This is a genomic window from Mesorhizobium sp. M0047, from assembly GCF_040323315.1.
Lineage (GTDB): Bacteria > Pseudomonadota > Alphaproteobacteria > Rhizobiales > Rhizobiaceae > Mesorhizobium.
Map to the genome: position 1 here is coordinate 1 of NZ_JAMYUW010000033.1, position 26722 is coordinate 26722.

19 protein-coding genes and 1 pseudogene are annotated in these 26722 nt (G+C 62.3%); 13 read left to right on the forward strand and 7 right to left on the reverse strand.

The window, feature by feature from the left end; translation table 11 throughout:
• Nucleotides 1-90 precede the first annotated feature (90 nt).
• Entirely contained in the window at nt 91-879 is a 789-nt protein-coding gene (gene cysQ / locus NKJ89_RS25530; RefSeq protein ID WP_352606738.1) for a 3'(2'),5'-bisphosphate nucleotidase CysQ, read from the forward strand.
• Nucleotides 880-1005: 126 nt separating this feature from the next.
• Here cysQ and NKJ89_RS25535 read toward each other — a convergent pair whose 3' ends face one another.
• On the reverse strand, nt 1006-1422 hold the full coding sequence (locus NKJ89_RS25535) for a hypothetical protein (protein WP_352606626.1): 417 nt from the start codon (nt 1420-1422) through the stop codon (nt 1006-1008).
• Nucleotides 1423-1473: 51 nt separating this feature from the next.
• Between NKJ89_RS25535 and NKJ89_RS25540 the strand changes: the two genes are divergently transcribed.
• Nucleotides 1474-3459 (forward strand): putative bifunctional diguanylate cyclase/phosphodiesterase, encoded by a 1986-nt coding sequence (locus NKJ89_RS25540; protein WP_352606628.1) that lies wholly within the window; start codon nt 1474-1476, stop codon nt 3457-3459.
• Between the two features lie 99 nt (nt 3460-3558).
• Nucleotides 3559-3819, forward strand: a pseudogene (locus NKJ89_RS25545) (3'(2'),5'-bisphosphate nucleotidase CysQ family protein); the annotation flags it as partial.
• Between the two features lie 22 nt (nt 3820-3841).
• Here the strand turns inward: NKJ89_RS25545 and NKJ89_RS25550 are convergent.
• The 4 genes from NKJ89_RS25550 to NKJ89_RS25565 all read right to left on the reverse strand — a co-directional run bounded on the left by NKJ89_RS25550 (nt 3842) and on the right by NKJ89_RS25565 (nt 7833).
• Complete coding sequence (locus NKJ89_RS25550) at nt 3842-4984, reverse strand: DegT/DnrJ/EryC1/StrS family aminotransferase (RefSeq protein WP_352606630.1); 1143 nt, start codon at nt 4982-4984, stop codon at nt 3842-3844.
• Between the two features lie 256 nt (nt 4985-5240).
• On the reverse strand, nt 5241-6164 hold the full coding sequence (locus tag NKJ89_RS25555; RefSeq protein ID WP_352606632.1) for a carbohydrate kinase family protein: 924 nt from the start codon (nt 6162-6164) through the stop codon (nt 5241-5243).
• A complete protein-coding gene (locus NKJ89_RS25560) occupies nt 6161-6607 on the reverse strand; it encodes an RbsD/FucU family protein (protein ID WP_352606634.1) in 447 nt (148 codons plus the stop codon). The genes NKJ89_RS25555 and NKJ89_RS25560 overlap by 4 nt, the downstream gene beginning before the upstream one ends.
• Nucleotides 6607-7833, reverse strand: coding sequence for an ROK family transcriptional regulator (locus NKJ89_RS25565; protein WP_352606636.1), 1227 nt, complete (start codon nt 7831-7833; stop codon nt 6607-6609). The genes NKJ89_RS25560 and NKJ89_RS25565 overlap by 1 nt, the downstream gene beginning before the upstream one ends.
• 269 nt (nt 7834-8102) lie before the next feature.
• On the opposite strand from NKJ89_RS25565, the gene NKJ89_RS25570 reads away from it, so the two are divergent.
• The 10 genes from NKJ89_RS25570 (at nt 8103) to bglA (ending at nt 24285) form a co-directional block, all read left to right on the forward strand.
• Nucleotides 8103-9080: a sugar ABC transporter substrate-binding protein gene (locus tag NKJ89_RS25570; RefSeq protein WP_502898064.1), complete on the forward strand. Its 978-nt coding sequence runs from the start codon at nt 8103-8105 to the stop codon at nt 9078-9080.
• 159 nt (nt 9081-9239) lie between these two features.
• The gene (locus tag NKJ89_RS25575) at nt 9240-10301 is read left to right on the forward strand and encodes an ABC transporter permease (RefSeq protein ID WP_023760534.1); all 1062 of its coding nucleotides are present in this window, start codon (nt 9240-9242) and stop codon (nt 10299-10301) included.
• 2 nt (nt 10302-10303) lie between these two features.
• The gene (locus NKJ89_RS25580; protein WP_023760533.1) at nt 10304-11086 is read left to right on the forward strand and encodes an ATP-binding cassette domain-containing protein; all 783 of its coding nucleotides are present in this window, start codon (nt 10304-10306) and stop codon (nt 11084-11086) included.
• A 233-nt stretch (nt 11087-11319) separates the two neighbouring features.
• The gene (locus NKJ89_RS25585; RefSeq protein WP_352606638.1) at nt 11320-13794 is read left to right on the forward strand and encodes a glycogen/starch/alpha-glucan phosphorylase; all 2475 of its coding nucleotides are present in this window, start codon (nt 11320-11322) and stop codon (nt 13792-13794) included.
• Nucleotides 13795-13898: 104 nt separating this feature from the next.
• Nucleotides 13899-16112: a 1,4-alpha-glucan branching protein GlgB gene (gene glgB / locus NKJ89_RS25590; protein ID WP_352606640.1), complete on the forward strand. Its 2214-nt coding sequence runs from the start codon at nt 13899-13901 to the stop codon at nt 16110-16112.
• A 50-nt stretch (nt 16113-16162) separates the two neighbouring features.
• Complete coding sequence (gene glgC / locus NKJ89_RS25595; RefSeq protein ID WP_023760530.1) at nt 16163-17428, forward strand: glucose-1-phosphate adenylyltransferase; 1266 nt, start codon at nt 16163-16165, stop codon at nt 17426-17428.
• Between the two features lie 3 nt (nt 17429-17431).
• Nucleotides 17432-18877, forward strand: coding sequence for a glycogen synthase GlgA (gene glgA, locus NKJ89_RS25600; RefSeq protein WP_352606642.1), 1446 nt, complete (start codon nt 17432-17434; stop codon nt 18875-18877).
• 3 nt (nt 18878-18880) lie between these two features.
• Nucleotides 18881-20509, forward strand: a complete 1629-nt coding sequence (locus NKJ89_RS25605) for an alpha-D-glucose phosphate-specific phosphoglucomutase (protein WP_352606644.1) — start codon at nt 18881-18883, stop codon at nt 20507-20509.
• A gap of 157 nt (nt 20510-20666) precedes the next feature.
• Nucleotides 20667-22673, forward strand: coding sequence for a glycogen debranching protein GlgX (gene glgX, locus NKJ89_RS25610; protein WP_352606646.1), 2007 nt, complete (start codon nt 20667-20669; stop codon nt 22671-22673).
• Entirely contained in the window at nt 22660-24285 is a 1626-nt protein-coding gene (gene bglA, locus NKJ89_RS25615) for a beta-galactosidase BglA (RefSeq protein ID WP_352606648.1), read from the forward strand. The genes glgX and bglA overlap by 14 nt, the downstream gene beginning before the upstream one ends.
• 9 nt (nt 24286-24294) lie before the next feature.
• On the opposite strand, the gene NKJ89_RS25620 is transcribed toward bglA, so the two are convergent.
• Nucleotides 24295-26061, reverse strand: a complete 1767-nt coding sequence (locus tag NKJ89_RS25620; RefSeq protein ID WP_352606653.1) for a Tad domain-containing protein — start codon at nt 26059-26061, stop codon at nt 24295-24297.
• Nucleotides 26062-26508: a TadE/TadG family type IV pilus assembly protein gene (locus NKJ89_RS25625; RefSeq protein ID WP_352606740.1), complete on the reverse strand. Its 447-nt coding sequence runs from the start codon at nt 26506-26508 to the stop codon at nt 26062-26064. It abuts the gene before it with no gap.
• Between the last annotated feature and the right edge of the window lie 214 nt (nt 26509-26722).

Below are 26722 nucleotides of genomic sequence, written 5' to 3' on the forward strand. Positions count from 1 at the left end.
AGATGGTAGACGCCCTGGAACACTGGCTGAACGAGCGCGACATTGCCGAAGACCAATACGACAGCGGCGGCGGCATCTGACGACACGGAGGTGCTCGAAACCTTCGAGCGGCTTGCGCTGGCGGCCGGGCGCGAGGTGATGCGCGTGTTCCATGCCGGCTGTGCGGTCGACCGCAAGTCCGATTCGTCGCCAGTGACCGAGGCGGACCGTGAGAGTGAGAAGATCATTCTCGCCGGACTGCGCGCCGCATTTCCCGACATACCTTGCGTGGCCGAAGAGGAAGCATCCGCCGGCATCGTGCCGCCCAACCTGGACGGGGCCTTCTTTCTCATCGATCCACTCGACGGCACCAAGGAATTCGTCAACCGCCGCACCGATTTCACCGTCAACATCGCGCTTGTCCGTCACGGCGTGCCGGAGGTCGGAGTCGTCTTTGCCCCCTGCACGGGCCGCTTCTTTTCGGGCCTGCCGGGCAAGGCGGAATCTCTCGAAATCAATGGCGACTTCCAGATCACAGCCCGTCGGCCGATTTCGGTGAGAACAGCCGTCGCGCCGCTGGCCGTCGTTGCCAGTCGGTCGCACAACACGCCGGAAACCGAGGCCTATATTCGCGACCTCGGCGCCGCCGAAATCGTCTCGGTCGGTTCGTCCTTGAAATTCTGTCTTGTCGCCAGCGCCGAGGCGGATGTCTATCCGCGCTTTGGTCGCACCATGGAATGGGACACGGCAGCGGGCGACGCCGTGTTGCGCGCGGCCGGCGGCATGACACGCACACTGGACGGCCAACCTTTGCTCTATGGCAAGCGCAGGCAAAGCGACGACGAGGATTTTGCCAATCCGCATTTTATTGCCAGCGGGGCAGGGGCCAGCCCCGCTTGAGAAGGCCCGGCAGCTTACTCGGCTGCGGCCTGCGCTGAATTCAGGTAGTTCCATTCATCTTGAATGTCTTCACTTGTGCTTAAGGCGAGTGTGGCAACCTGTAGTTGTCAACGCTTGGGGTAGAAGTCAATCAGGATGTTTGCCAAATCCATTCGAGCGCGTCTCCTGGGCCTTTCCGGCCTGTTCTTTGTCGTGCTCTTGGCGACTGTATCGCTCGCCTCGATACAGATCGATCTTATCGAAGATCTCGTCGAAAGCCTGAACCTGAAGTCGCTCCCGGCGGCGCGGATTCTTGGCGACATTGAAGCCGAGCTTGGCCGGCTTCGCCTCGCCGAGGCCACATCTCTGCCCGACGTTGCCGGTTTGGCGCCGGCGCGAGCACGCCAGCGTCTTCGGGATCTCGGGACCGCCTACTCGAACCTCGCTTTGTCGGGCGAGGAGCGACGCATGGCCGCGACCCTCGGCGTTGCCCTCGAGGCCTATCTGGTAAAGCTTGACGCATCGACGGACGCCGCGACGAATGGGGCCGCCGATGCGGTCCAACGCGACAAGCTGAGAACGCTCAGCGACGGGGTCTCGCGAGCGCTGGATGCTTTGAGCCATGCCGCCGCAACGTCCGCAACGAACGACGTCAGCGAGGCCGAAGGGGTTTCTGAATTCGCCATCGGGCTCATGGCAGGCATCGGAGCGGTTGGCCTGATCCTCACGGCCTGGATCATCCTGCGCCTCAAGAGGGGTCTGTCCGATCCTCTTGTCTCAATCGCGCGTGCGCTGTCGCGGCTGGCCCAGGGCGATAACGACGTCGTGGTTTTCGACGTCGCCAACCGCGACGACGAGATTGGTTCGATCGGAAGGGCTGTCGAGGAGTTTCGTGATAGTGTCGTCGCGCGACGGCGCATCGAGGCCGCACTCTCGGAGCAGAACAGTCGCTTGGATGCAGCGCTGACGAATTTGCCGCACGGGATGTGCATGTTCGATGCACAGACACGCCTGATCGTCTGCAATGCCCAATATGGCCGAATGTACGATTTACCTGCAGACCTGATGACTTCCGGCACGCCGCTCGATCGCATCCTCGAGCACCGCGCGTCGGTCGGCAACGCTCCGGTCGACATGGCGACGTACTTCGACGTCGTAATGGTCTCTCGATCGAGAGGCGGAGTCGCAAGCGCCAAGATGGAGCTCACCGACGGCCGAACCGTCAAGGTCACATACAATCCCAGGCAGGGAGGGGGTTACGTCGCAACACACGAAGACATCACCGAGAGCGTCAGGGCCGAGGCGGAGATTGCACATATGGCGGGGCACGATGCTCTGACCGGACTGCCGAACCGTTACCTGCTGCATGAGAAGATTGCAGACGCTCTCGGCCGCAGCCGCGCCGGTGAGAGGGCTGCGGTGCTTTGCCTCGATCTCGATCAGTTCAAGATGGTAAACGACACGCTCGGTCACACCGTCGGCGACCTGCTGTTGAAGGCGGTAGCAGAGCGCCTGACCGGTTGTGTTCGTGAGAACGACACTCTCGCGCGCCTGGGTGGCGACGAGTTCGTTGTCGTTCAGTCCGGCATCGAGGGACCGGAGCAGCCTGAGGCGCTCGCCCGCCATCTCATTGACAGCCTCTGTCAGCCGTTCGATCTCGAGGGTCACCAGGTGGTGATCGGCACGAGCATCGGGGTCGCGCTTGGCCCGGACGATGCCGATGACGCGGATCGCTTGCTTAAGCATGCGGATCTGGCGCTCTACAGGGCAAAGGCGGACGGTCGAGGCACCTACCGCTTCTTCGAAGCCGAGATGGATGCGCGGGCGCAGCGCCGCCGCCAGCTCGAGCTGGATCTGAGGCGCGCACTGGTTAGCCGCGAGTTCGAGCTATACTACCAGCCACTGGTCGACGCTCAGACCCAGAAGGTGATCGGCTTTGAGGCGCTGCTGCGGTGGAATAATGCAGCGCGCGGTGTCGTCCTCCCGTCGGAGTTCATCCCGCTGGCCGAGGAGATCGGCCTGATCATTCCCTTGGGAGAGTGGGTGCTCCGGCAGGCTTGCGCCCATGCGGCTGCGTGGCCGCATGACATCAAGGTTGCCGTCAACCTTTCGGCGGTTCAATTCAAAAGCCACGCCCTCGTGCATCACGTGGCGCTGGCACTGGCGGATTCGGGCCTGTCGCCGGGTCGATTGGAACTGGAGATCACCGAGTCGGTGCTGCTCACCGGCACAGAGGCGACACTCGCTGCGCTTTACAATATGAAGCAGTTGGGTGTGCGTATCGTCATGGATGATTTTGGCACCGGCTATTCCTCGCTGAGTTATTTACGGTCTTTCCCCTTCGACAAGATCAAGCTCGATCGCTCTTTCATTGACGGTCTGCCAGACGAGAAGGGAATGTCCGCGATTGTCAGGACGGTAGCCGATCTCGGCGCGAACCTTGGAATGATCACGACAGCGGAAGGCGTGGAATCTGCGGAGCAGTTCAGACTGGTGCGCGAACAAGGCTACACCGAGGTTCAAGGCTATTATTTCGGCCGGCCCCGTCCGGAGGGCGAAGTCCTTGGAATGCTTGGCTCCAAGATTGCTTTCGTCGCCTGATCGAAGGCCGGGCAAGACGATTCAGCGGTTCGTCTCAATCTTGTGCCAGGTATGGGCGGCGCAGGCCAAGATTGCCCCATTGAATGCCGCCTTAGATGCGGCGCCGCCGAAATCGTCTCGGTCGGTTCGTCCTTGAAATTCTGTCTTGTCGCCAGCGCCCAGGCGGATGTCTATCCGCGCTTCGGCCGCACCATGGAATGGGACACGGCAGCGGGCGACGCCGTGTTGCGCGCGGCCGGCGGCATGACACGCACACTGGACGGCCAACCTTTGCTCTATGGCAAGCGCAGGCAAAGCGACGACGAGGATTTTGCCAATCCGCATTTTATTGCCAGCGGGGCAGGGGCCAGCCCAGCTTGAGAAGGCCCGGCAGCCCGGCAGCTTACTCGGCTGCGGCCTGCGCTGAATTCGATCCGATATAGTTGCGGATCGTCTCGATGATGCGGTCCTGGTCGGCTTCGCTGAGATAGGGGTGCATCGGCAGACAGAGGATTCGCTTCGGCAGGTCTTCCGACACGGCAAGGCCGGTCGGCGTGCGCGGGTAGTCGCGGTAAGCGACCTGGGCATGCAGCGGCTTCACATAGTAGATAACAGACGGAATGCCCTTTTCACCAAGATGCGCCTTCAACCCGTCGCGCTTCGGCGTCTCGATCGCGTACTGCGCCCAGGCCGAACGGCTGCCGTCCAGATTGCGGGCGGCGGTAACGATGTCGCCAAGTCCGTCCGCATAGCGCATTGCCACCATCTGGCGGGCAACCATCTCGTCTTCGAGAATGGCCAGCTTCTCGATCAGGATCGCCGCCTGTATCGTGTCGAGCCGTGAATTGATGCCGACGCGGACATTGTCGTATTGCGTCTCGCCCTTGCCGTGGAAGGCGAAGGATCTGAGCTGCTCGGCCAGCGCATCGTCATTGGTGAACATCGCGCCGCCGTCGCCGTAGCAGCCAAGCGGCTTTGCCGGATAGAAGCTGGTCGAGCCGACCGCGCCGAAGGAACCGCACATCTTGCCCTCGAGCGAACCGCCCATCGACTGGGCGGCATCCTCGATCACCATCAGGCCTTCGCGGTTGGCAATCGCCATGATCGCCTCGTAGTCGGCGGCAAGGCCGAACAGATCGACGGGAATGATTGCCTTCGGCTTCAGCCGGCCTTCCTTCTTGATCATGGCGATGGCCGCCTCAAGACTGGCAATGTCGATGTTGTAGCTATGCGGGTCGACATCGACGAAAACCGGCTCGGCCTTGGCCAGCGCCACCACTTCGGCGGTGGCGGCGAAGGTGAAGCTCGGCACGAAGACCGCGTCGCCCGGGCCGATCCCGGCCGCAAACAGCGGCAACAGCAGTGCATCCGTGCCGTTGGCGCAGGCCACGACATGCTTGGTGCCGACATAGGCGGCGAGCTTGTTTTCGAATTCGGTGACCTGGGGGCCGAGAATATAGCGGCCCTCATCGACGACGCGGTCGATCGCGGCCTTCAGCCGGTCGCGGATTCGTTCGCGCTGCGCGCCAAGATCGATGAACTGCATGTCGGCCTCAAAAACGGTTTAGCCAGATAACCGGCCGCTGGTACCAGAGTTGCGCCTGCCGAGAAAGCCGGACAGGCAAAACCGCGAATTGCCCAGGTGTCGCAGTCTGTTACTCATATTTCCCGGCATGTCTTCGCGAGATGCCGGAATTCCGGGCTTCATCAGGCACGATCCTGCCCCTGTTATCCCTGGCATCGGCCCAGCGAAACATAAAGTGATCGACGGGCTCAACCAATCTTGAGCACGTTCGGGCCGCTCAGGCGATCTCGTGCCGCCAGGGTGGATTGGCGCCGGCCCGCGAGACCGTGACCGCCGCCGCCTTGGCGCCAAGCGCCAGCGCCTTGCCGATGGCATCCCTGGAAAGGCTGGCGATTGCCGTCTTCGTCAGCAGGCCTTGTTCATGCAGCGAGGCGAGGATCCCTGCGTTGAACGTGTCGCCGGCGCCGACCGTGTCGACCACCTCGACCCTTTCCGGCATCACCGTGACGGCGTACTGCTTGCTGTAGCCGACGGCGCCTTCGCTGCCATGCGTGACGACGATCAGTTTGGGACCGCGGTCCAGCCAGCTGTTGATGACATCCTCATGCGAGCCGGTTTCGCCGAACCAGTTCAAATCTTCGTCCGACAGTTTCACGATATCGGCCATCGCCATCATGGCGCGGATGCGCCTGAGGTGCTTGGCCTTGTCCGGGATGAAGTTCGGCCGGATGTTGGGATCGAGCATCATGACACGGCTTTCATGCTCGCGCCGCATGAACTCTTCATAGGCACTGCCGGCGGGCTCGGAGATCAGGCTGATGGCGCCGAACAGCATGGCTTCGATCTCGCTGCCGAGCTGCGGCAGGTCGTCGACGGTGAGCATGCGGCCAGCGGTGTTCTCGTCATAGAAGGTGTAGGTCGCCTGGCCGTTGGTGAGCTTGACAAAGGCCAACGTGGTCGGTCGTGGCGAGGTGTGTGCATAGGTGGAGCTGACCTTGCTCGCCTCCAGCGCATCCCTGAACTGACCGCCGAATAGATCCGACGACAGTCCGGAAAAGAAGCCGGCCGGCGCGCCGAGCCGGCCCAGTGCGATCGCCGTGTTGAACACTGCGCCGCCGACATAAGGTGCAAAAGCCGGCTCGCCCGCTGTCGTCGTGCGCGGCAGCATATCGATCAGGGCTTCGCCGCAGCATAGGATCATGGCTTCCTGGTCTCCGGCGGATAGATCACGCCCTTGCGAATGATGATGTTGGCGTAGAGCCGCGGCTCGCTTGTCGCGACGATGGCATGCGCCGATTTGACCCGTGCATAGAAGTCGGCGCCAGCCAGTGCAACCACTTTGCGGCCCGGCGCGCGTTTGGCGCAGGTTGCCTCGATCTCCTGGTGGACAGGATCGGCAAGCGAGGGATCGCCTTTCACGGAGGCGCGAAATAGCGCCTCCGGTACGACGTCATCGACAGGCAAGACGCTCAATATCGCATCGAGCATCGGGATAAGATCGTGACCATCAGCCCGCACCAGCCGGCTCGCCTGTTGCTCGGCCGGATAATTTCCGTCGACAAGGGCGATTTCGTCGCCATGGCCCATGCCGCGCAGTATCGCCAGAAGCTCCGGACCGAGCAGCGCCGGGATTCCGATCAACATCAGGCGCTCCTGGAAATCGTCGTCGAGCCAATCAGGAAGCGTTCGGAAAGTGGCAGGCTGGCGCCGCCGAGCGCCCTGGCATGAATGCCGACGGTTCCCTCGCGAACGGCGGGCAGCTTCAAGCCTTCGCCGTCGATCGTGGCGATGGCCGTGATGATGGCATCGACCAGCCGGCGGCGCACGGCCTTCGGCATCCATCCGTCGATGACCGCCGCCTCGAAATCGATGACCGAGGACGCGGCGACGATCGCGTAGGCGAGCGCCCGCGAAGCACTGGCGATCCAGTCGTCGAGTTCGGCGCCGATCTCGCCCCAGTCTTCCGGCGACGTCCACAGATGCGAGGCCTCGACGCCGCGCGCATTGAGCGCCTTTTCGAGCATGGCAATGGACGCCACGTCGATCAATTGCGTCGGCTTGCCGTCCGGCCCTGGTACGGGCATCGAACCGAGTGCGCCGGCATTGCCGGTCGGGCCGCCAAACAGCCGGCCATTCAGCACGATGCCGCCACCGGCAAAGGCGCCGATATAGAAGTAGACGAAGTCACGCGCAGCGCTCGCCTGACCGAAGACGAGTTCTGCGCCGCAGGCTGAAGTAGCGTCGTTCTGCAGGTAGACTGGAAAATCGCATTGCGCCTGGATGTCGCCCCTGATGTCGCGATGACGCCATTCGTCCATGACGTCGCGCGGGGCGCCGGCGGTATCGGCCCAGTTCCACAATTCGAACGGCATGGCGATGCCGAGTCCAGCGATACGCTTGTCCTGTGCGGGCGTCAGTTCGCCACGCATCTGCCGCATGCCGTTGCTCACGAAGTCCACCGTCTCGCGTGGCGCCGGGTAGCGGTATGAATGCTGCAGCATCGAGCGCACATTGCCGAGAAAGTCGATCAGCACGAGTTCGGCGCTGCGCCGCCCGATCTTCAGGCCGATGAAGAAAGCGCCTTCGGGATTGAGCGCCATCGGGATGGAGGGCTGGCCGATCTTGCCGCGCAACGGCGCCTGGCGCAGCAGAAGGTTTTCTTCCTCCAGTTCGCGCATGATGACCGAAACCGTCTGCGCCGAAAGTCCGGTCATGCGGGCGATGTCGGATTTCGCCAGGCTGCCATGCTGACGCACCAGCGAGAGCACCAACCGCTCGTTGTGGTCGCGCATGCCACTTTGGTTGGTGCCGCGGTGAATGAGGCTGTCATTCATCTCGGGCGAACCGTGCCTCGCAATGGCGGTTTCCACCCTGTTCCTCCCGTCGTTTCCCTTCAAGGCTTTTCGGGCCAGAATGGGTGAACGAAGCAAGACTGTCAATAATAAATAAGAGTGATTTAATTATTGACAGAAGCCTCGGCCTGGTGTCTGTTGAGACAGCGTCCACGCTGGGAGAATTTCGTTGGATGCGCCGCAGGTGCCGGTTGGCCGGCATCCGGAATGGTTCCACTGGGAGGAAGATCGTGACCAATACAAAACTGTTGAAATCGACCGTGTTTGCCGCCGCGGCTCTGAGCCTGATGGCGTTTGCCTCGTCCGCATCCGCGGCCGGTGTCGGTGCCTGCCTGATCACAAAGACCGACACCAATCCCTTCTTCGTCAAGATGAAGGAAGGCGCCACGGCGAAGGCCAAGGAACTCGGCGTCGACCTCAAGACCTACGCCGGCAAGATCGACGGCGACAGCGAGAGCCAGGTCGCGGCGATCGAAAGCTGCATCGCCGACGGCGCCAAGGGTATCCTGATCACGGCATCCGACACCAAGGGCATCGTGCCAACCGTGAAGAAGGCGCGTGACGCGGGTCTGCTGGTGATCGCGCTCGACACGCCCCTCGATCCGATCGACGCCGCCGACGCAACCTTTGCAACGGACAATCTCGAAGCCGGCAAGCTGATCGGCGCCTGGGCCGCCGCCACACTCGGCGACAAGGCCAAGGACGCCAAGATCGGCTTCCTCGACCTGACCCCCTCGCAGCCGACCGTCGATGTGCTGCGCGACCAGGGCTTCATGATGGGCTACGGCATCGACGTGAAGGATCCCAACAAGATCGGCGATGAGGACGATGCGCGCATCGTCGGCCACGACGTCACCAACGGCAACGAGGAGGGCGGCCGCAAGGCGATGGAGAACCTTCTGCAGAAGGACAACACCATCAACGTGATCCACACCATCAACGAGCCCGCAGCTGTCGGCGCCTACCAGGCGCTCAAGGCCGTCGGCCTCGAAAGCCAGGTGCTGATCGTTTCCGTCGATGGCGGCTGCCCTGGCGTGAAGTCGGTGGCCGAAGGTGTCATCGGTGCCACGTCGCAGCAATATCCGCTGCAGATGGCGGCACTTGGCATCGAGGCGATCGCAGCTTTCGCCAAGGACGGAACCAAGCCGAAGCCGACCGAAGGCAAGAATTTCTTCGACACCGGCGTCAACCTGGTGACCGACAAGCCGGCCACCGGCGTGAAGTCCATAGACACCAAGGAAGGCCTCGCCAAGTGCTGGGGCTGATGCCGGTCTGACCGGCAACAACCGAACCTGAGCGGTCGGGGCTTGATCCCCGGCCGCTTCGGGTGGACGATGGTCGCGTGACCGCGAACAATCCCGGCAGCAGACCGGATAAGCGTGGACGGGCGTCGGCGTTTGGCTGCAGCCCCACGGGGAGGAAATATGGCTCAAGCTCAAGAATTCGAGAAAGTTCTCTCGGGCAGCGACACCAGCGTAGCCGCTTTTGACGAGCACAAATCGGCCGTCAAGCGCATCCAGCATTTCCTGCATTCGACTCCGGCCGCAGTGCCGTTGATCGTGCTGGTTCTGGCAATCATCGTCTTCGGCATCACCATCGGAGGGCGGTTCTTTTCGTCCTACACGCTGACGCTGATCCTGCAGCAGATTGCCATCGTCGGCATTCTCGGCGCCGCGCAGACGCTGGTCATCCTGACCGCCGGCATCGACCTGTCGATTGGCGTCATCATGGTGATTTCAGCGGTGATCATCGGCAATTGCGCGGTCAGTTACGGTATGCCCAGTGTGCTCGCCGTGGCGATCGGGCTTGCCGCCGGCGCGGCCTGCGGGCTGCTCAACGGGCTGCTGGTTGCCTACATGAAGCTGCCGCCCTTCATCGTGACGCTTGGCACCTGGAACATCGTCATGGCCACGAATTTCATCTATTCGGCCAATGAGACGATCCGCGACACCGACGTCGACAACCAGGCACCGCTGCTGCATCTGTTCGCCCTTAGCTTTAAAGTTGGGACCGCGGTACTGACGCTCGGGGTCATTGCGACAGTCTTGCTTGTGATGATCCTCTGGTACGTGCTCAATCACACGGCATGGGGCCGCCATGTCTACGCCGTCGGCGACGACCAGGAAGCGGCGAAGCTGTCGGGTATCCAGACCAAGAAGGTGCTGGTGACGGTCTACACCCTTGCCGGGTTGATCGCAGCTTTCGCGGCCTGGGTCTCGATCGGCCGCAACGGGTCGATCTCGCCGTCCGCCGCCGTTACCGACTACAATCTGCAGGCGATCACCGCGACGGTGATCGGCGGTATTTCTCTGTTCGGCGGACGCGGCTCGATCCTGGGCACGCTGTTTGGCGCGATGATCGTCGGCGTCGTCTCCATGGGCCTCAACATGCTGGGCGCCGATCCGCAATGGAAAGTGCTGCTCACCGGTGTGCTGATCATCGGCGCCGTGGCTGTCGACCAATGGATCAGAAAGGTTTCGGCATGACCATGACTCAGGAACCCATCCTCACCGCTCGTGGCCTGATCAAACGCTATGGCCGCGTCACCGCTCTCGACAATGCGGACTTCGACCTCTACCCAGGCGAAATCCTCGCCGTCATAGGCGACAATGGTGCCGGCAAGTCGTCGCTCATCAAGGCGATTTCCGGCGCGGCCGTGCCCGACGAAGGGGAGATTCGGCTTGAAGGCAAACCCGTCGCCTTCAAATCGCCGATGGAGGCCCGCGAAGCCGGCATCGAGACCGTCTATCAGAATCTGGCGCTGTCGCCGGCGCTGTCGATCGCCGACAATATGTTCCTTGGCCGCGAGATCCGCAAACCGGGTTTTCTGGGCGACTGGCTTCGTATGCTCGACCGTCCGGCGATGGAAAAGCGCGCCCGCGACAAGCTCACCGAACTTGGCCTGATGACCATCCAGAACATCTCCCAGGCGGTGGAAACGCTCTCAGGCGGCCAGCGCCAAGGCGTGGCGGTGGCGCGCGCCGCCGCATTCGGCAGTCGTGTCGTGATCATGGATGAACCGACGGCAGCCCTTGGCGTCAAGGAAAGCCGCCGCGTGCTCGAACTGATCCTCGACGTCAAGAAGCGCGGCCTGCCGATCGTGCTCATCTCGCACAACATGCCGCATGTCTTCGAAGTGGCCGACCGCATTCACATCCACCGGCTGGGTCGTCGCCTCTGCGTCATCGATCCCAAGCAATATACGATGTCCGATGCCGTGGCTTTCATGACCGGTGCAAAGGTTCCGCCCGAGGCAGCGCTCGCGGCTTGAGGCATGTGGCCAAAGTGCGTGACGGTTTTGGGACAACGACAGGCACGGAACAAGAATTTGAAGCGCGTCGCGCAGATCGTCTGGGCGCGCCGCGCTTCAGATGGCCAAATTGCCACAGGGTAAGGCAAGCATGGGCTGACCTAAATCGATTGAACATGTAGCGGTATCGGCTAGCATGGGCTGGGAGGAACGATGAAAGCCGGTATGATCATGGCAACCGCACGAGAGGCAGCATGACGAGCGCGATGACATCCGAATCCGAACCCCTCCCGCCACTGCTCGAAAATCCTGATCCAGAGACGCTCGCAAGGGAAGTCTTGATGGCCCTCAAATATCGGGTCGGCAAGGATACCACCGTCGCGACCCAATACGACTGGCTGACCGCCTCGATCAAGGTCGTGCGCGATCGCATCGTCGACTGCTGGATGCAGGCGACGAAGGAGGCCTATGACCAGAAGGAAAAGCGCGTCTATTATCTGTCGCTGGAGTTCCTTATCGGTCGGCTGATGCGCGATGCCTTCTCCAATCTCGGTCTGATGGACAATATGCGCGAGGCGTTGTCGTCGCTGGGCGTCGATCTCGATCTCATCGCCGCGCTCGAGCCTGATGCGGCACTCGGCAATGGCGGCCTCGGCCGGCTTGCCGCCTGCTTCATGGAAAGCATGGCGACCGTCGACATCCCCGCGCATGGCTACGGCATTCGTTACGCCAACGGCATGTTCCGCCAGGAGATTCACGACGGCTGGCAGGTCGAATTGCCCGAAACCTGGCTCGATCACGGCAACCCGTGGGAGTTCGAGCGCCGCGAACGCTCGTTCGAGGTCGGGTTCGGTGGTTCGGTGGAATCGATCACCTCGAAGGATGGCCGACTCGATCGCCATGTCTGGAAGCCGACCGAGCATGTGCTGGCCGTCGCCTATGATACGCCCGTGGTCGGCTGGCGGGCCAATCGCGTCAACACCCTGCGGCTCTGGTCGGGCATGCCGGTCGATCCGATCCTGCTCGACAAATTCAATGCCGGCGACCATATCGGCGCGCTTGCCGAAAGCAACAAGGCCGATGCCTTGTCGCGCGTTCTCTATCCCGCCGATTCCCACAAGGCCGGGCAGGAACTGCGGCTCAGACAGGAGTACTTTTTCTCCACCGCCTCGCTGCAGGACATCGTCCAGCGGCATCTCAGCCAGTATGGCGACCTGAAATCGCTGCCCGACAAGGCTGCGATCCACCTCAACGACACCCACCCGGCCATCGCTGTGCCTGAACTGATGCGCCTGTTGATGGATGTCCACGGCATGGATTTCGATCAGGCCTGGGATACCACCAAGCGCACCTTCGGCTACACCAACCACACGCTGCTGCCCGAGGCGCTGGAAAGCTGGCCGGTGCCGCTGTTCGAGCGGCTTTTGCCGCGCCACATGCAGATCGTCTACGCCATCAATGCCGAAGTGCTGCTTGAGGCGCGCGCGTCCAACCAGTTCTCGGACGAGCAGATCAGCCGCATCTCGCTGATCCAGGAAAATGGCGACCGCCGGGTGCGCATGGGCAATCTGGCCTTTGTCGGCTCGCATTCGATCAATGGCGTTTCGGCTCTGCACACCGACCTGATGAAGGAGACGGTGTTTGCCGACCTGCACAAGCTCTACCCCGATCGCATCAACAACAAGACCAACGGCATCACGCCCCGGCGCTGGCTGATCCAGTGCAACCCCGGCCTGACGTCGCTCGCCCGCGAGGCGATCGGCGATCGCTTTCTCGACGACATCGACGCCATCAAGGATCTCGATGGCTTCGCCGGCGACGCCGCGTTTCGCGACAAGTTCGCCGCCGTCAAGCGCTCCAACAAGGCGCGGCTGGCCAACCTCGTCGCCGACCGTCTCGGCATCAAGGTCGACCCCTCGGCGCTGTTCGATATCCAGATCAAGCGCATTCACGAATACAAGCGCCAGCTCCTGAACATCCTCGAGGCGATCGCGCTTTACGATCAGATCCGCTCGCATCCCGAGCGTGACTGGATGCCGCGCGTGAAGTTCTTCGGCGGCAAGGCGGCGCCCAGCTATCACAATGCCAAGCTGATAATCAAACTCGCCAACGACGTCGCCAAGGTCATCAACCGCGACCCGGCGGTGCGCGGCTTGCTGAAGGTGGTGTTCGTGCCGAACTACAATGTCAGCCTGGCCGAGATCATGATGCCGGCTGCCGACTTGTCGGAGCAGATCTCGACCGCCGGCATGGAAGCGTCCGGCACTGGCAACATGAAGTTCGCCCTGAACGGCGCGTTGACCATCGGCACGCTCGACGGCGCCAATGTCGAGATCAAGGAGTGCGTCGGCGACAACAATATCTTCATCTTCGGCCTGACCACCGCCGAGGTCGCAGAGCGGCGAAACAACGGCTACAACCCGCGCGCAGTCATCGAAGGATCATCCGAGCTGGCGCAAGCAGTTGCGGCTGTTTCGTCAGGTGTCTTTTCGCCGGACGATCCAGAGCGTTACCGCGACCTTATCGACGGTCTCTACAGCAGCGACTGGTTCATGGTTGCTGCCGATTTCGATGCCTATGCCGCCGCCCAGCGCGAGGTCGATGCAGTCTGGCGCAACAGTCCCGACTGGTATGCCCGGGCAATCCGCAACGTTGCGCGTGTCGGCTGGTTCTCCTCCGATCGCACCATCCGTCAATATGCGAAAGAAATCTGGAACGTGCCTGTCTGATGTGATTGCATGAGGCTGCGAACGAGGTGGTCCTGGGGTGTGAATTCGACAGTCGAATTCACACCCCAAACAAACGCTTAGTGCCTGGGGAGGGACACTGCCTGATGAAGAAGCCGCGCGCGACCGCTGCGACAAGCGGGCCGGACGGACTGGCGCCAGCCAGCGATGTTGCGGCGATTGTTGCCGGCACGCATGGTGACCCCTTCGCGGTTCTTGGCGTCCATGAGGTCGGCAAGAACCTGTTTGCCCGCTGCTTTGTCCCACATGCCGAATTCGTCACCGCCTACACGCTGACCGGCATCATCGCGGGGGAACTGTCCAGGCGCGACGATGGCGGCTTTTTCGAAGGCAAGCTCTCGATCAAGAAGCGCCAGCCCCTGCGCTATCACGCGCGCAATGCCGGCGGCGACTGGTGGCTGACCGATCCCTATTCGTTCGGTCCGGTGCTTGGCCCGATGGACGACTACTACATCGCCCAAGGCTCGCACCTAAGACTGTTCGATAAACTCGGCGCCCATGTTATCGACCACGAAGGCGCTTCCGGCGTGCATTTCGCCGTCTGGGCTCCCAATGCCCGACGCGTCTCGGTGGTCGGTGATTTCAACGAATGGGACGGTCGCCGGCACACGATGCGCGATCGACGCGATACCGGCATATGGGAGTTGTTCGTACCCGACATCGGTGCCGGACGACCCTACAAGTACGAGATCATCGGCCCTGACGGCGTCAGGCTGCCGCTGAAGGCCGACCCGTTCGCCTTCAAATCCGAATTGCGGCCGGCCACCGCTTCGGTCGTGGCCGTGCCACCGGCGCATGAGTGGGGGGATGAGGCGCATCGCAATTTCTGGCGCAATGCCGACCACCGGCGCGAAGCGATCTCGATCTATGAGGTCCATGCCGGTTCCTGGCAGCTTCGCGACGACGGTACATTCCTGTCATGGGACGAGTTGGCCGACCGGCTGATCCCCTATGTCGTCGAGACGGGCTTCACTCATATCGAATTCATGCCGATCTCCGAACACCCCTATGACCCATCCTGGGGCTACCAGACGACCGGCCTCTACGCACCGTCGGCCCGCTTCGGCGACCCGGACGGCTTTGCCCGTTTCGTCGATGGCGCCCACCGCGCCGGCGTCGGTGTGATCCTCGACTGGGTACCAGCGCATTTCCCGGTCGATGCGCATGGCTTGGCCAATTTCGATGGCACCGCGCTTTATGAGCATGCCGATCCGCGCAAGGGTTTTCATCCCGACTGGAACACCGCGATCTATAATTTCGGCCGCCGCGAAGTGGTGTCCTTCCTCGTCAACAACGCTTTGTTCTGGGCCGAAAAATACCATGTCGACGGTTTGCGCGTCGATGCGGTCGCCTCGATGCTCTACCTCGACTATTCGCGCAAGGCCGGCGAATGGATCCCCAACGAGAAAGGCGGCCGCGAGAATCTCGAGGCAGTCAGCTTCCTGCAGAAGATGAACAAGGAGGTCTATGGCCACCATCCCGGCGTCATGACCATCGCCGAGGAATCGACCTCATGGCCGAAGGTCTCGGCGCCGGTGCACGAGGGCGGCCTAGGCTTCGGCTTCAAGTGGAACATGGGCTTCATGCACGACACGCTGGAGTACTTCTCCAAGGAGCCGATCTTCCGCAAGCACCACCACAATGACCTCACCTTCGGCCTGACCTACGCCTTCTCGGAGAACTTCATGCTGCCGCTCTCGCATGACGAGGTCGTGCATGGCAAAGGCACGCTGCTTGGCAAGATGGCCGGCGACGACTGGCAGAAATTCGCGACTTTGCGCGCCTACTACGCCTTCATGTGGGGTTATCCCGGCAAGAAGCTGCTGTTCATGGGGCAGGAGTTCGCGCAGCGCCGCGAATGGAGCGAAGCGCGCGCGCTCGACTGGAACCTGCTCGAATTCCGGCCGCATCGCGGCGTCTGGCAGACGGTGCGCGATCTCAACTATCTTTACCGTTCGCGCCCGGCGCTGCACGGGCGCGACTGCGAACCGGAAGGGTTTTCCTGGCTGATCGTCGACGACAGCCAGAATTCGGTTTTCGCCTGGCTGCGCAGCGCACCGGGGGGCAGCCCTGTGGCCGTCATTTCCAATTTCACGCCGGTGCCGCGCGACAACTATCGCGTGCCGTTGCCGACGGCCGGCAAATGGCGCGAAATCATCAACACCGACGCTTCGGAATATGGCGGTTCCGGCAAGGGCAATGGTGGCACGGTCGAGGCCCGGGCGGAGGGCGGAAGCATCTCTGCGACGATGCTTTTGCCGCCGCTGTCGACGATCATGCTTGAACCCGTGGCCGACTGAGCCATGTCGAGGTCGAGTAAGTCGAGACTGAGTAACTTGGGAGGGTAGAAATGGCAGACTTGAAACGGACCCAGCCGCTGGCGCGCGATGCCATGGCCTATGTATTGGCCGGCGGCCGTGGCAGCCGCCTCAAGGAACTGACTGACCGGCGCGCCAAGCCGGCCGTCTATTTCGGCGGTAAGACGCGCATCATCGACTTCGCGCTTTCCAACGCGCTCAACTCCGGCATTCGCCGCCTTGGCGTCGCCACCCAGTACAAGGCGCATTCGCTGATCCGCCATCTGCAACGTGGCTGGAACTTCCTGCGGCCCGAGCGAAACGAGAGTTTCGACATCCTGCCGGCCAGCCAGCGCGTCTCGGAAACGCAGTGGTATGAGGGCACGGCCGACGCAGTCTATCAGAACATCGACATCATCGAGGCCTACGGCCCCGAATACATGGTGGTCCTGGCTGGCGACCACATCTACAAGATGGACTACGAACTGATGCTTCGCCAGCATGTCGACGCCAATGCCGATGTCACCGTCGGGTGCCTCGAAGTGCCGCGCATGGAAGCCACCGGTTTCGGCGTCATGCATGTCGACGGCAAGGACAACATCATTGCTTTCGTCGAAAAGCCCGCCGACCCGCCCGGCATTCCCGACAAGCCGGAATTCGCTCTGGCCTCGATGGGCATCTATGTCTTCAAGACCAAGTTCCTGATGGAGCAGTTGCGCCGCGACGCGGCCGAGCCGGGCTCCAGCCGCGATTTCGGCAAGGACATTATCCCCTATATCGTTCAGCACGGTAAGGCGATTGCCCACCGGTTCGCCAAGTCCTGCGTCCGCTCGACCGCCGAGAACGAGGCCTACTGGCGCGATGTCGGAACGGTCGATGCCTATTGGGAAGCCAATATCGACCTGACCGATATCACGCCGGAGCTCGATCTCTACGACCGCGACTGGCCGATCTGGACTTATGCCGAATTGAAGCCGCCGGCAAAGTTCGTGCATGATGAGGATGGTCGCCGGGGTTCGGCGGTGTCCTCGCTGGTATCGGGCGATTGCATCGTCTCGGGGGCCTCGCTGAAACGAAGCCTGATCTTCACCGGTGCGCGCATAAATTCCTATTCGACGCTGGAAGAAGTCGTCATGCTGCCCGACGTTCATGTCGGCCGGAACGCAAAGTTGAAGCGCGTGGTCATCGACCACGGTGTTAGAATACCGGAAGGGCTGGTAGTCGGCGAAGATCCCGTTCTCGACGCCAAGCGTTTTAGGGTCTCGGAAAAGGGCATTTGCCTGGTCACCCAGGACATGATCGACAAGTTAGGGCTCTAGTGCATGCAGGTTCTGTCGGTCACGCCTGAGATTTTCCCGCTGATCAAGACCGGTGGACTTGCCGACGTGACCGGCGCGCTGCCCATCGCGCTGGCGACCAAGGGCGTGACCATGCGCACGCTCATTCCCGGTTTTCCGACCGTCATGGCCGCCTTCAAGAAAAGGAAGGCGGTTCTGCAATATCCCTTGCTGCAGGGTGGCAAGGCCTCCGTCCATTCCGTCCAGCTCGCCGGGCTCGAGCTGTTCGTGCTAGACGCGCCGCATCTGTTCGATCGTCCCGGTGGTCCCTATGGCAATGCGACCGGCGTCGACTGGCCCGACAATTGGCGGCGCTTCGCGGCGCTGAGCCAGGTCGGCGGCGACATCGCCAGTGGCGCCATCTCGGGCTACCAGCCCGACATCGTCCATGCCCATGACTGGCAGTCTGCGATGGCCCTGGCCTACATGCGCTACGGCAGGGCGGTCGGCGTGCCCTCGATGCTAACCGTCCACAATCTCGCCTTCCAGGGCCAGTTCGGCGCAGGCATCTTCGGCGAGCTCGGCTTGCCGGCGGCGGCGATGGCGCTCGACGGCGTCGAATATTACGGTGGCGTCGGCTTCCTCAAAGCCGGCCTGCAGGCGGCCTGGGCAATCACCACGGTCAGTCCAACCTATGCGCAGGAGATTCGCTCGGCGGAATTCGGCATGGGTCTCGACGGCCTCATCAACATGCGCTCCAGCGATCTCCATGGCATCGTCAACGGCATCGACACCGGGATATGGAATCCCGAAACCGACAAGCATCTGGTGTCCACCTATACGGCCAGCACGCTGAAGGCGCGCGCCCCCAACAGGGCGGCCGTCGAAGATCGCTTCAGCCTTGAGCGTGACGACAGTCCGATCGTCTGCGTCGTCAGCCGCCTGACCTGGCAAAAAGGCATGGACATCTTGGCGACAGCCGTCGATGGCATCGTTGCGGCTGGCGCGCGCCTGGCGATCCTGGGCTCCGGCGATGCCGGTCTTGAAGGCGCACTACTTGCCGCGGCCGCCAGGCATCGCGGCCGTATCGGGGTCGTGGTCGGCTATGACGAGGGACTGTCGCACATCATGCAAGGCGGCTGCGACGCCATCATCATTCCCTCGCGCTTCGAACCCTGCGGGCTGACACAGCTTTACGGACTGCGCTATGGCTGCGTTCCGGTGGTCGCCCGCACCGGCGGCCTGGCCGATACAGTCATCGACGCCAACGAGGCCGCCATTTCAGCCGGTGTGGCCACCGGCTTCCAGTTCGCGCCCAACGATGGGGGTGCCTTGCTGCACGCCATCCGCCGCCTGGTCGACGCCCATGCCAGTCCGGTGGTCTGGGAATCGTTGCAGCGCCAAGGCATGAAAGCCGATGTGTCGTGGGACAAGAGCGCGGAAAAATATTTTGAACTCTATCGCTCGCTGCTTTCGAAAAGGGTTTCTTGAAGCATGATACGGACCGTCCCCACCAAACCCTATTCCGATCAGAAGCCCGGCACGTCGGGCCTGCGCAAGAAGGTGCCGGTGTTCCAGCAGGAGCACTATGCCGAGAACTTCATCCAGTCGATCTTCGACGCGCTCGATGGTTTCAAGGGCAAGACCCTGGTGATCGGCGGCGATGGCCGCTTCTACAACCGCGAGGTCATCCAGAAGGCAATCGCCATGGCGGCCGCCAACGGCTTCGGCAAGGTGATGGTCGGGCAGGGCGGCATCCTGTCGACGCCGGCCGCTTCGCATGTCATCCGCAAATACAAGACGTTTGGCGGCATCATCCTGTCGGCCAGCCACAATCCGGGCGGCCCGCACGAGGATTTCGGCATCAAGTACAATGCCGGCAATGGCGGCCCGGCGCCTGAAAAGCTGACCGACGCGATATTCGCCAAGACCAAGGCGATCTCGAGCTTCAGAACCGCCGATATCGATCCGATCGACATCGACACAACAGGCACGGTCGAGGTCGCCGGCATGACGGTCGAGATCATCGATCCGGTCGCCGACTATGCCGAGCTGATGGAAAGCCTGTTCGATTTCGACGCATTGCGCAAACTGTTCAAGTCCGGCTTCCGCATGCGCTTCGACGCCATGCATGCCGTGACCGGCCCCTATGCCAAGGAAATCCTGGAAAACCGGCTGGGTGCGCCCAACGGCACCTGCCGCAACTTCAAGCCGTTGCCGGATTTCGGCGGCCATCACCCGGACCCGAACCTCGTCCATGCCAAACACCTCTATGACGAGATGATGGGGCCGGACGCACCGGATTTCGGCGCCGCCTCGGACGGCGACGGCGACCGCAATCTGATCATCGGCAAGGGCATTTTCGTCACCCCGTCGGATTCAGTCGCCATGCTCGCCGCCAACGCCCGCCTGGCGCCCGGCTACAAGGCTGGTTTGAAAGGCATTGCCCGCTCGATGCCGACCAGTGGTGCTGCCGACCGTGTTGCTGAAAAACTCGGCATCGGCATCTACGAGACGCCGACCGGCTGGAAGTTCTTCGGCAATCTGCTCGACGCCGACATGGCGACGATTTGCGGCGAAGAAAGTGCCGGCACCGGCTCCAACCATGTCCGCGAAAAGGACGGCCTGTGGGCGGTGCTGCTGTGGCTCAACATCCTTGCCGCGCGCGGCGAAAGCTGCAAGCAGATCGTCACCGAGCACTGGGCAACCTACGGCCGCAATTACTATTCGCGGCATGACTATGAAGAGGTCGAGAGCGACCGTGCCAACGCGCTGGTCGACGAACTCCGCGCCAGGCTCGGCGCGTTGCCGGGCACCAGCGTGCGAGGCATGACAGTCGCCAGTGCCGACGATTTTGCCTATCACGATCCGGTCGATGGTTCGACCAGCGAGCATCAGGGCATCAGGGTTATGTTCGAAGGCGGTTCGCGCGTCGTCTTCCGGTTGTCCGGCACCGGCACGTCGGGCGCGACGTTGCGCGTTTATATCGAGCGCTATGAGCCGGACAAGTCGAGACACGATCTCGACACGCAGGCCGCACTTGCCGATCTGATTGCCGCGGCCGATGATATTGCCGGGATCAAGAGTCACACCGGTCGCAACCAGCCGAGCGTGATCACTTGACGGTGGCGGTGGCTTCACCCTCCCCCTTGTGGGGAGGGTCGATCCGCGTTGCGCATCGGGGTGGGGGTGCTCATAAAGCGCTTTTCCTGCGCCGCCCCCCACCCCGCTCACTTCGTTCGCGACCCTCCCCACAAGGGGGAGGGTGGAGGACGCGCTTGTGAGCCAGCTCGGCGCTACCGTCACCCGCGACGGCATCCGCTTTGCCGCCTGGTCGCAGGCCGCCAGACGGCTCTGGGTCTCGATCTTCAACGAGCAGGGCAACCGGGAACTCGAACGGCTCGAGCTGCGGCCGGAAGGCGAGGGCGTCCATGCGCTGTTTGTTGCGGGTCTTGGCCCCGGCACCCGCTACGGTTTTCGCGCCGATGGCGACTACGCGCCGGAGCGCGGGCTGTGGTTCGACCCCGCCAAGCTCCTGACCGACCCTTACGCCGTCGAGATCGACAGGTCTTACGCCTATGACTGGCGGCTGGCCCAGCGTCGCGGCGAGGGCGCCGATACCGCGCCGCTGATGCCGAAGGCGATTGCGGTTGCCTTGCCGAAGTCGGTGCAGGCTGCGCCGCCACTCTTTGAGCCCGGTGATCTGATCTACGAAGTGCCGGTGCGCGCCTTCACGATGCTGCACCCAGACGTTCCGGAAAAATTGCGCGGTACGGTCGCGGCGTTGGCTCACCCCGCGATAATCGAGCACCTAAAAAAACTCGGCGTTGGCGCGGTCGAACTGATGCCGGTGACGGCATCGATCGATGAGCGGCATTTGCCGTCGCTCGGGCTGCGCAACGCCTGGGGCTACAATCCCGTCACGTTCATGGCGCTCGATCCACGCCTGGCGCCGGGCGGCATCATGGAATTGCGAAACACCGTCGCCGTGCTGCGCCGGGCTGGCATCGGCGTCATCCTCGATCTCGTCTTCAACCATACCGGCGAGAGCGACAGGCTCGGGCCCACGCTGTCGCTGCGCGGTCTCGATAACCAGGCCTATTATCGGCATACATCTGACGGCAGGCTGGCCAACGATACCGGCACCGGCAACACCGTCGCTTGCGATCATCCGGTCGTCAGGGAAATGGTCCTCGACACGCTTCGCCACTTTGTCCGGGATACCGGCGTCGATGGTTTCCGCTTCGACCTGGCGCCCATTCTGGGCCGTGTCGAAGGAACATTCGATGCCGAGGCGCCGCTGCTGAAGGCGATGCGCGAAGATGTGCTCCTAGCCGAGCGCGTATTGATCGCCGAGCCCTGGGATATCGGCCTGGATGGCTATCAGCTCGGCAATTTTCCGCCTTCCTTCCTTGAATGGAACGATAAGTACCGCGACGATGTCAGGCGCTTCTGGCGCGGCGACGCCGGCATGGTCGGCGCGCTGGCTACCCGGCTGGCCGGTTCGTCCGATGTGTTTGTCGCGAAGGGACGAAACGGCAGCCGCTCGGTCAATTTCATCGCCGCCCATGACGGCATGACGCTCGCCGACATCGTGCGCTACGAGCGCAAGCACAACGAGGCCAATGGCGAGCAGAATCGCGACGGCCACAACGAGAACTTGTCCTGGAACAACGGCGTCGAAGGGGATGCGGACGACCCGGCTGTGGCAGCGGCTCGCCTGAACGACCAGCGAGCGCTGCTCGCCACACTGTTTGCCTCGCGCGGCACCATCATGCTGACGGCTGGCGACGAATTCGGCCGCACCCAGCAGGGCAACAACAACGCTTATGCGCAGGATAACGAGATCACCTGGCTCGACTGGGCCGGCCGCGACCAGGCTCTGGATCGCTACACGGCGCTGCTCTCGACGTTGCGCCGCGCGACATCAGTGCTTTCCGATACAGGCTTCCTCACTGGCCGGTCGCCGGCAGGCTCGGAGATGCCGGACGTCGCCTGGCTGACCGAGACAGGCGTGCCGCTCAATGAACAGAGCTGGCAGGATCCGCAGCGGCACCGTCTTGTCATGATCCTGGGTGGCGCCATCGATGGCGAGGGTCGCCTTGCCGTCATCATCAACGGCGATCGTCGGGCCTGCATGGTCACCCTGCCTGAGCGTGAAGGGTTTTTCTGGACCGCCGCCGTCGAGGCAGCTGACATCTCGCGGCCGGTATCGGGGCGGACGGTGATCTTCATGATCGAACAAGCGCAGGCCGGCACAAGGGAGAAGCGCAATGGCGTCAGCTGACAAGGCCGGATGGTGGCGCGGCTGCGTCATCTACCAGATCTATCCGCGCTCGTTCCAGGACACGACCGGCGACGGCAGCGGCGATCTCGCAGGCATTACGTCGAGGCTCGCTCATGTCGCCTCGCTTGGTGTCGATGCTGTCTGGCTGTCGCCCTTCTTCAAGTCGCCGATGGCCGATATGGGCTACGACGTGTCGAACTACTGCGATGTCGATCCGATGTTCGGCACGCTTGAGGATTTCGATGCGCTGGTTGCCGAGGCGCATCGTCTCGGCCTGAAGATCGTCATCGACCAGGTGCTGTCGCATTCATCCGACAAACACGACTGGTTCGTCGAAAGCCGCGCCAGCCGCGATAATCCCAAGGCCGACTGGTATGTCTGGGCCGACGCCAAGCCTGATGGCGGCGCGCCCAACAACTGGCTCTCTGTTTTCGGTGGCCCGGCCTGGGAATGGGATTCGACCCGCCGGCAATATTACATGCACAATTTCCTCGCCTCGCAGCCGGACCTGAATTTCCACAATCCGGAGGTTCAGGATGCGCTTCTGGAAACGGTGCGGTTCTGGCTGGAGCGCGACGTCGACGGCTTCCGGTTGGATACGGTCAACTACTATGTCCATGACCGCTGGCTGCGCAGCAATCCGCCCCTGGCGTCGAGCGTCGCCGGCACCAACAGCGAGACCAACACCTACCTCTACCAGGAGCACCTGTTCGACAAGACGCAGCCGGAAAACCTGGCGTTCCTCAGGCGCTTCAGGGCGCTGCTCGACGAATATGACGACCGCGCCGCCGTCGGCGAGATCGGCGACGAGGGCCGCTCCCTGCAGACGCTCGCCGCCTACACCTCAGGCGGCGACAAGCTGCATATGTGCTACACTTTCGACCTGCTGGGGCCGCAGTTCTCGGCGGCGCATGTGCGTGGCTGCGTCGAGGCCTTCGAGGCGGCCGTTTCCGATGGCTGGGTCTGCTGGGCGTTCTCCAACCATGACGTGGTGCGCCATGTCAGCCGCTGGACAAGGCCGGGCAGCGATCCCGACGCGGTCGCAAGATTCTCGATCATGCTGCTGTCGTGCCTGCGCGGCTCGATCTGCCTCTACCAGGGCGAGGAACTCGGCCTGGAGGAGGCGGAGCTTGCTTATGAGGATCTGCGCGATCCCGTCGGCATCCGCTTCTGGCCGGGCATCAAGGGCAGGGATGGATGTCGCACGCCGATGGTCTGGGAGGCCGGCGCCGACAATGCGGGCTTCTCGACGGCCAAGCCGTGGCTGCCCATACCGGCCAGCCATCGCGCCCGAGCGGTCGACGTGCAGAATGCAGACGCCACATCGGTGCTCACGTCCTATCGGGCCGCCCTGGCGTTGCGCAGGGAGCATGAGGCGCTGGTAACAGGCTCGATCCGCTTTATTGACGCTGAGGGTGACGTGCTCGCCTTCATCCGCGAAGGCGGCGGCGAGAGACTGCTCTGTGTCTTCAATTTCACAGGGGAGCCGGCGAATTGGCCCTTGCCTCCTGATATCGGAGCGGTCGTAAAGCTTGCCGGCGATGCAGCTGCCGTCGAGGAGACCGGGCTCCCGTTGCCTGCGCTCGGATATTTTCTTGGCCGCCTCGATTGACGTCCGTCCTTACTGGACGAGTACCGAGCGTCCGCAGGTCGCGCCTGTAACCCGTACATCGGCCTCGCCGACGCCGACACCCAGCGCCGAGAGCACATTGTAGAGCAAGTCGTCAACGGGCGCTGTTACACCGTTCAGCGCCGTCACCACCGCCGGCTTGACCGCTCCGGTCAGGGCTGTCAGGTCGATCCCCAGGCCAAGCGCATTGACCGAAAGCGACAGGTTGCTGACCAGAGACGTGGCGAGCGATTGTGTAATGTTGCGCGTCGAAACGGTCTTGATCGTCTTGTTGGCGATGTCGGCCGCATCGAAGGTCAGTGTTGTCGGGTTGTTGTTGGTGATCGCGGTGGCGGCGGAGCCCATCATCTGTATCAGCGGAATGTTGGTCAGCAGCAGCTTGAGGTTCGCATCCGCGATTTCAGCGTCGGTGAATGTCTGCGGTTGGCTGAAGTCGCCAAAGCCTGAAGTGTTGCTGTTGGCCAGATGCAGTGCGGCAATGCCTGGGTGGGCCGCGATGGAAACCTTGATGCTGGAAGGCCCTGTCGGACAAGTGATGTCGGTCAGTTTGGCTTCGGCATAGGCGACTTCCACATTGAGCGGCAGGTTGACGGCCAGCAGACTGACGCCGCCGCCGAGACCAGGCGTGCCGACCCCGACGCTGGCCACCAGCTTGATGCGCGTCTGGGCCGTGCGCACCGTGGTACCGATTCCACCGACCGCGAGCCATGGCGAAAATTGTGCCGGCTCGCCAATCGCAATTGTAAGCTTGGTGGAAAGGAGCCCCGGTACGGTGGCTCCGAGATTGACCTGAGCCTGGTTGGTGCCGTTAGCCAGCACTGCGGCGGCAGTCAGCATTCCCATGGCGCTTGCATCGACCCCTAGGCCTGTCGGGGTTTGCCCCAACCCCACGCTGCCCACGGAGCCGAGGTCGACAAGGCTGCTGAGCGGGATCTTGACCGTGCTGGTCGACTTGGACGCGATCGTCTGCAGGGCGACCTTGGCCGTATTGCCAACTCCAGGCACATTGGCCATGGCGGTAGCGATCTGGCCGACGGTCGCCTTGGAGGCCAGCACATCCGAATAGGTACCGCCGGTCACGTTCGCTTGCGTGGCAAGGGCACTGATGAAGGAGAGGACGCTGACATCGGCCGAGATCAACCCGTTGTAGTCCATGACGCTGAGCGAAATGTTGCCGCCGAGAAGTCCGCTCAGAAGCGCGTTGAGGATGCCGCCATTGACGCTGGCCAGCCTCGACCCTACCGAGAACGTTGCCAGCGGTGTCATGCTGGCCGTCGCCTCAGTGCCGATGACCGGAGTGGGGATCAGTGAACTCGCGAAATAGCGGGCCGGGATCTTCTTCAGGGTTACGCGGACGGCATTGTAGGGTGTCAAGTTGGCCTGGAAGCGCTGGCTTACGTTAGCACCGGATGCCGCGTATCGTCCCGGTGTGACCGAAACGACGGTTTTGCCGACGGCCGGTGCGATCGTCTGTCCAGAGCCTTGAACGACAACCCCCGGCATGCCGTTGTCGGTCAGCGTGGTCACGACTGCGGTGTCGATCTTTGTGATGTTCGAGGCGGCGGTGATCGCGGCCAAGTCCACCATTGCTTGTGCTTCGCGACGCTCGGTGTAGATCGAGGCTTCGTCGATGGCGACGGCAGCCAGCGCAAGCCCGACCGGCGCCATGAGCGCGGTCATCACGGCAAAATTCGCCTTTCTGTCACTCAGCATCAACCGCGCCAGCCGGCCGATCTCCTTGCGCGCATGCGGCAACACTCAGATACCTCCGACCCGTATGGTTGACTGGCGCGTGATCGTGGTCCCTGGCATCGCGATGCCAGGGAAGAGATTCCATATCGGCAGGTTGCGGGCATCGTAGTGAATGGAAACCACGAACTGGCTGCCATCGGCTGTGCTGTCATTGGCCTGATAGGTTAGCTTGTTCGCATCCACGAACGGATATCCACCGGCATTGTTGGTGACGAAGCTGGCCACGAGCGTTTGCCGTTCGGTCTGGTTCATCCCAGCAATGGCTGTCCGTGCGGCGTCCGCCGCGATTTGCTGGATAGAGTTGGCCGCACCGAAATATATGCCGTACGCGACCATTCCAAGCAGGATGAGGATGAAGATCGGTGAGAGCAGGGCGAACTCAACCGCCGAAGTTCCCGAAGTACTTATCCGGAATCGGCGGCTTCTGGCCATGAGAATGAGACGGCGAACCATGTCGCTGAACATGCCAAAGTTCGCATGCAAAAAGCGGAAACCCCAGGTGCAACCTGGCGGTGTGAGCGATTGAAGGCATGTTCTAATTTAGCGATAGCTTCTTTCTTCTCATTGCTGACTTAGGGTCAATCAGTACTCAGTTGAAAAGAGCTTACCTCCTGTCTAGTCTCCTGCCACCAGCCATCGGAGGGAACCGGTGGCGCGCTCGAAGGAG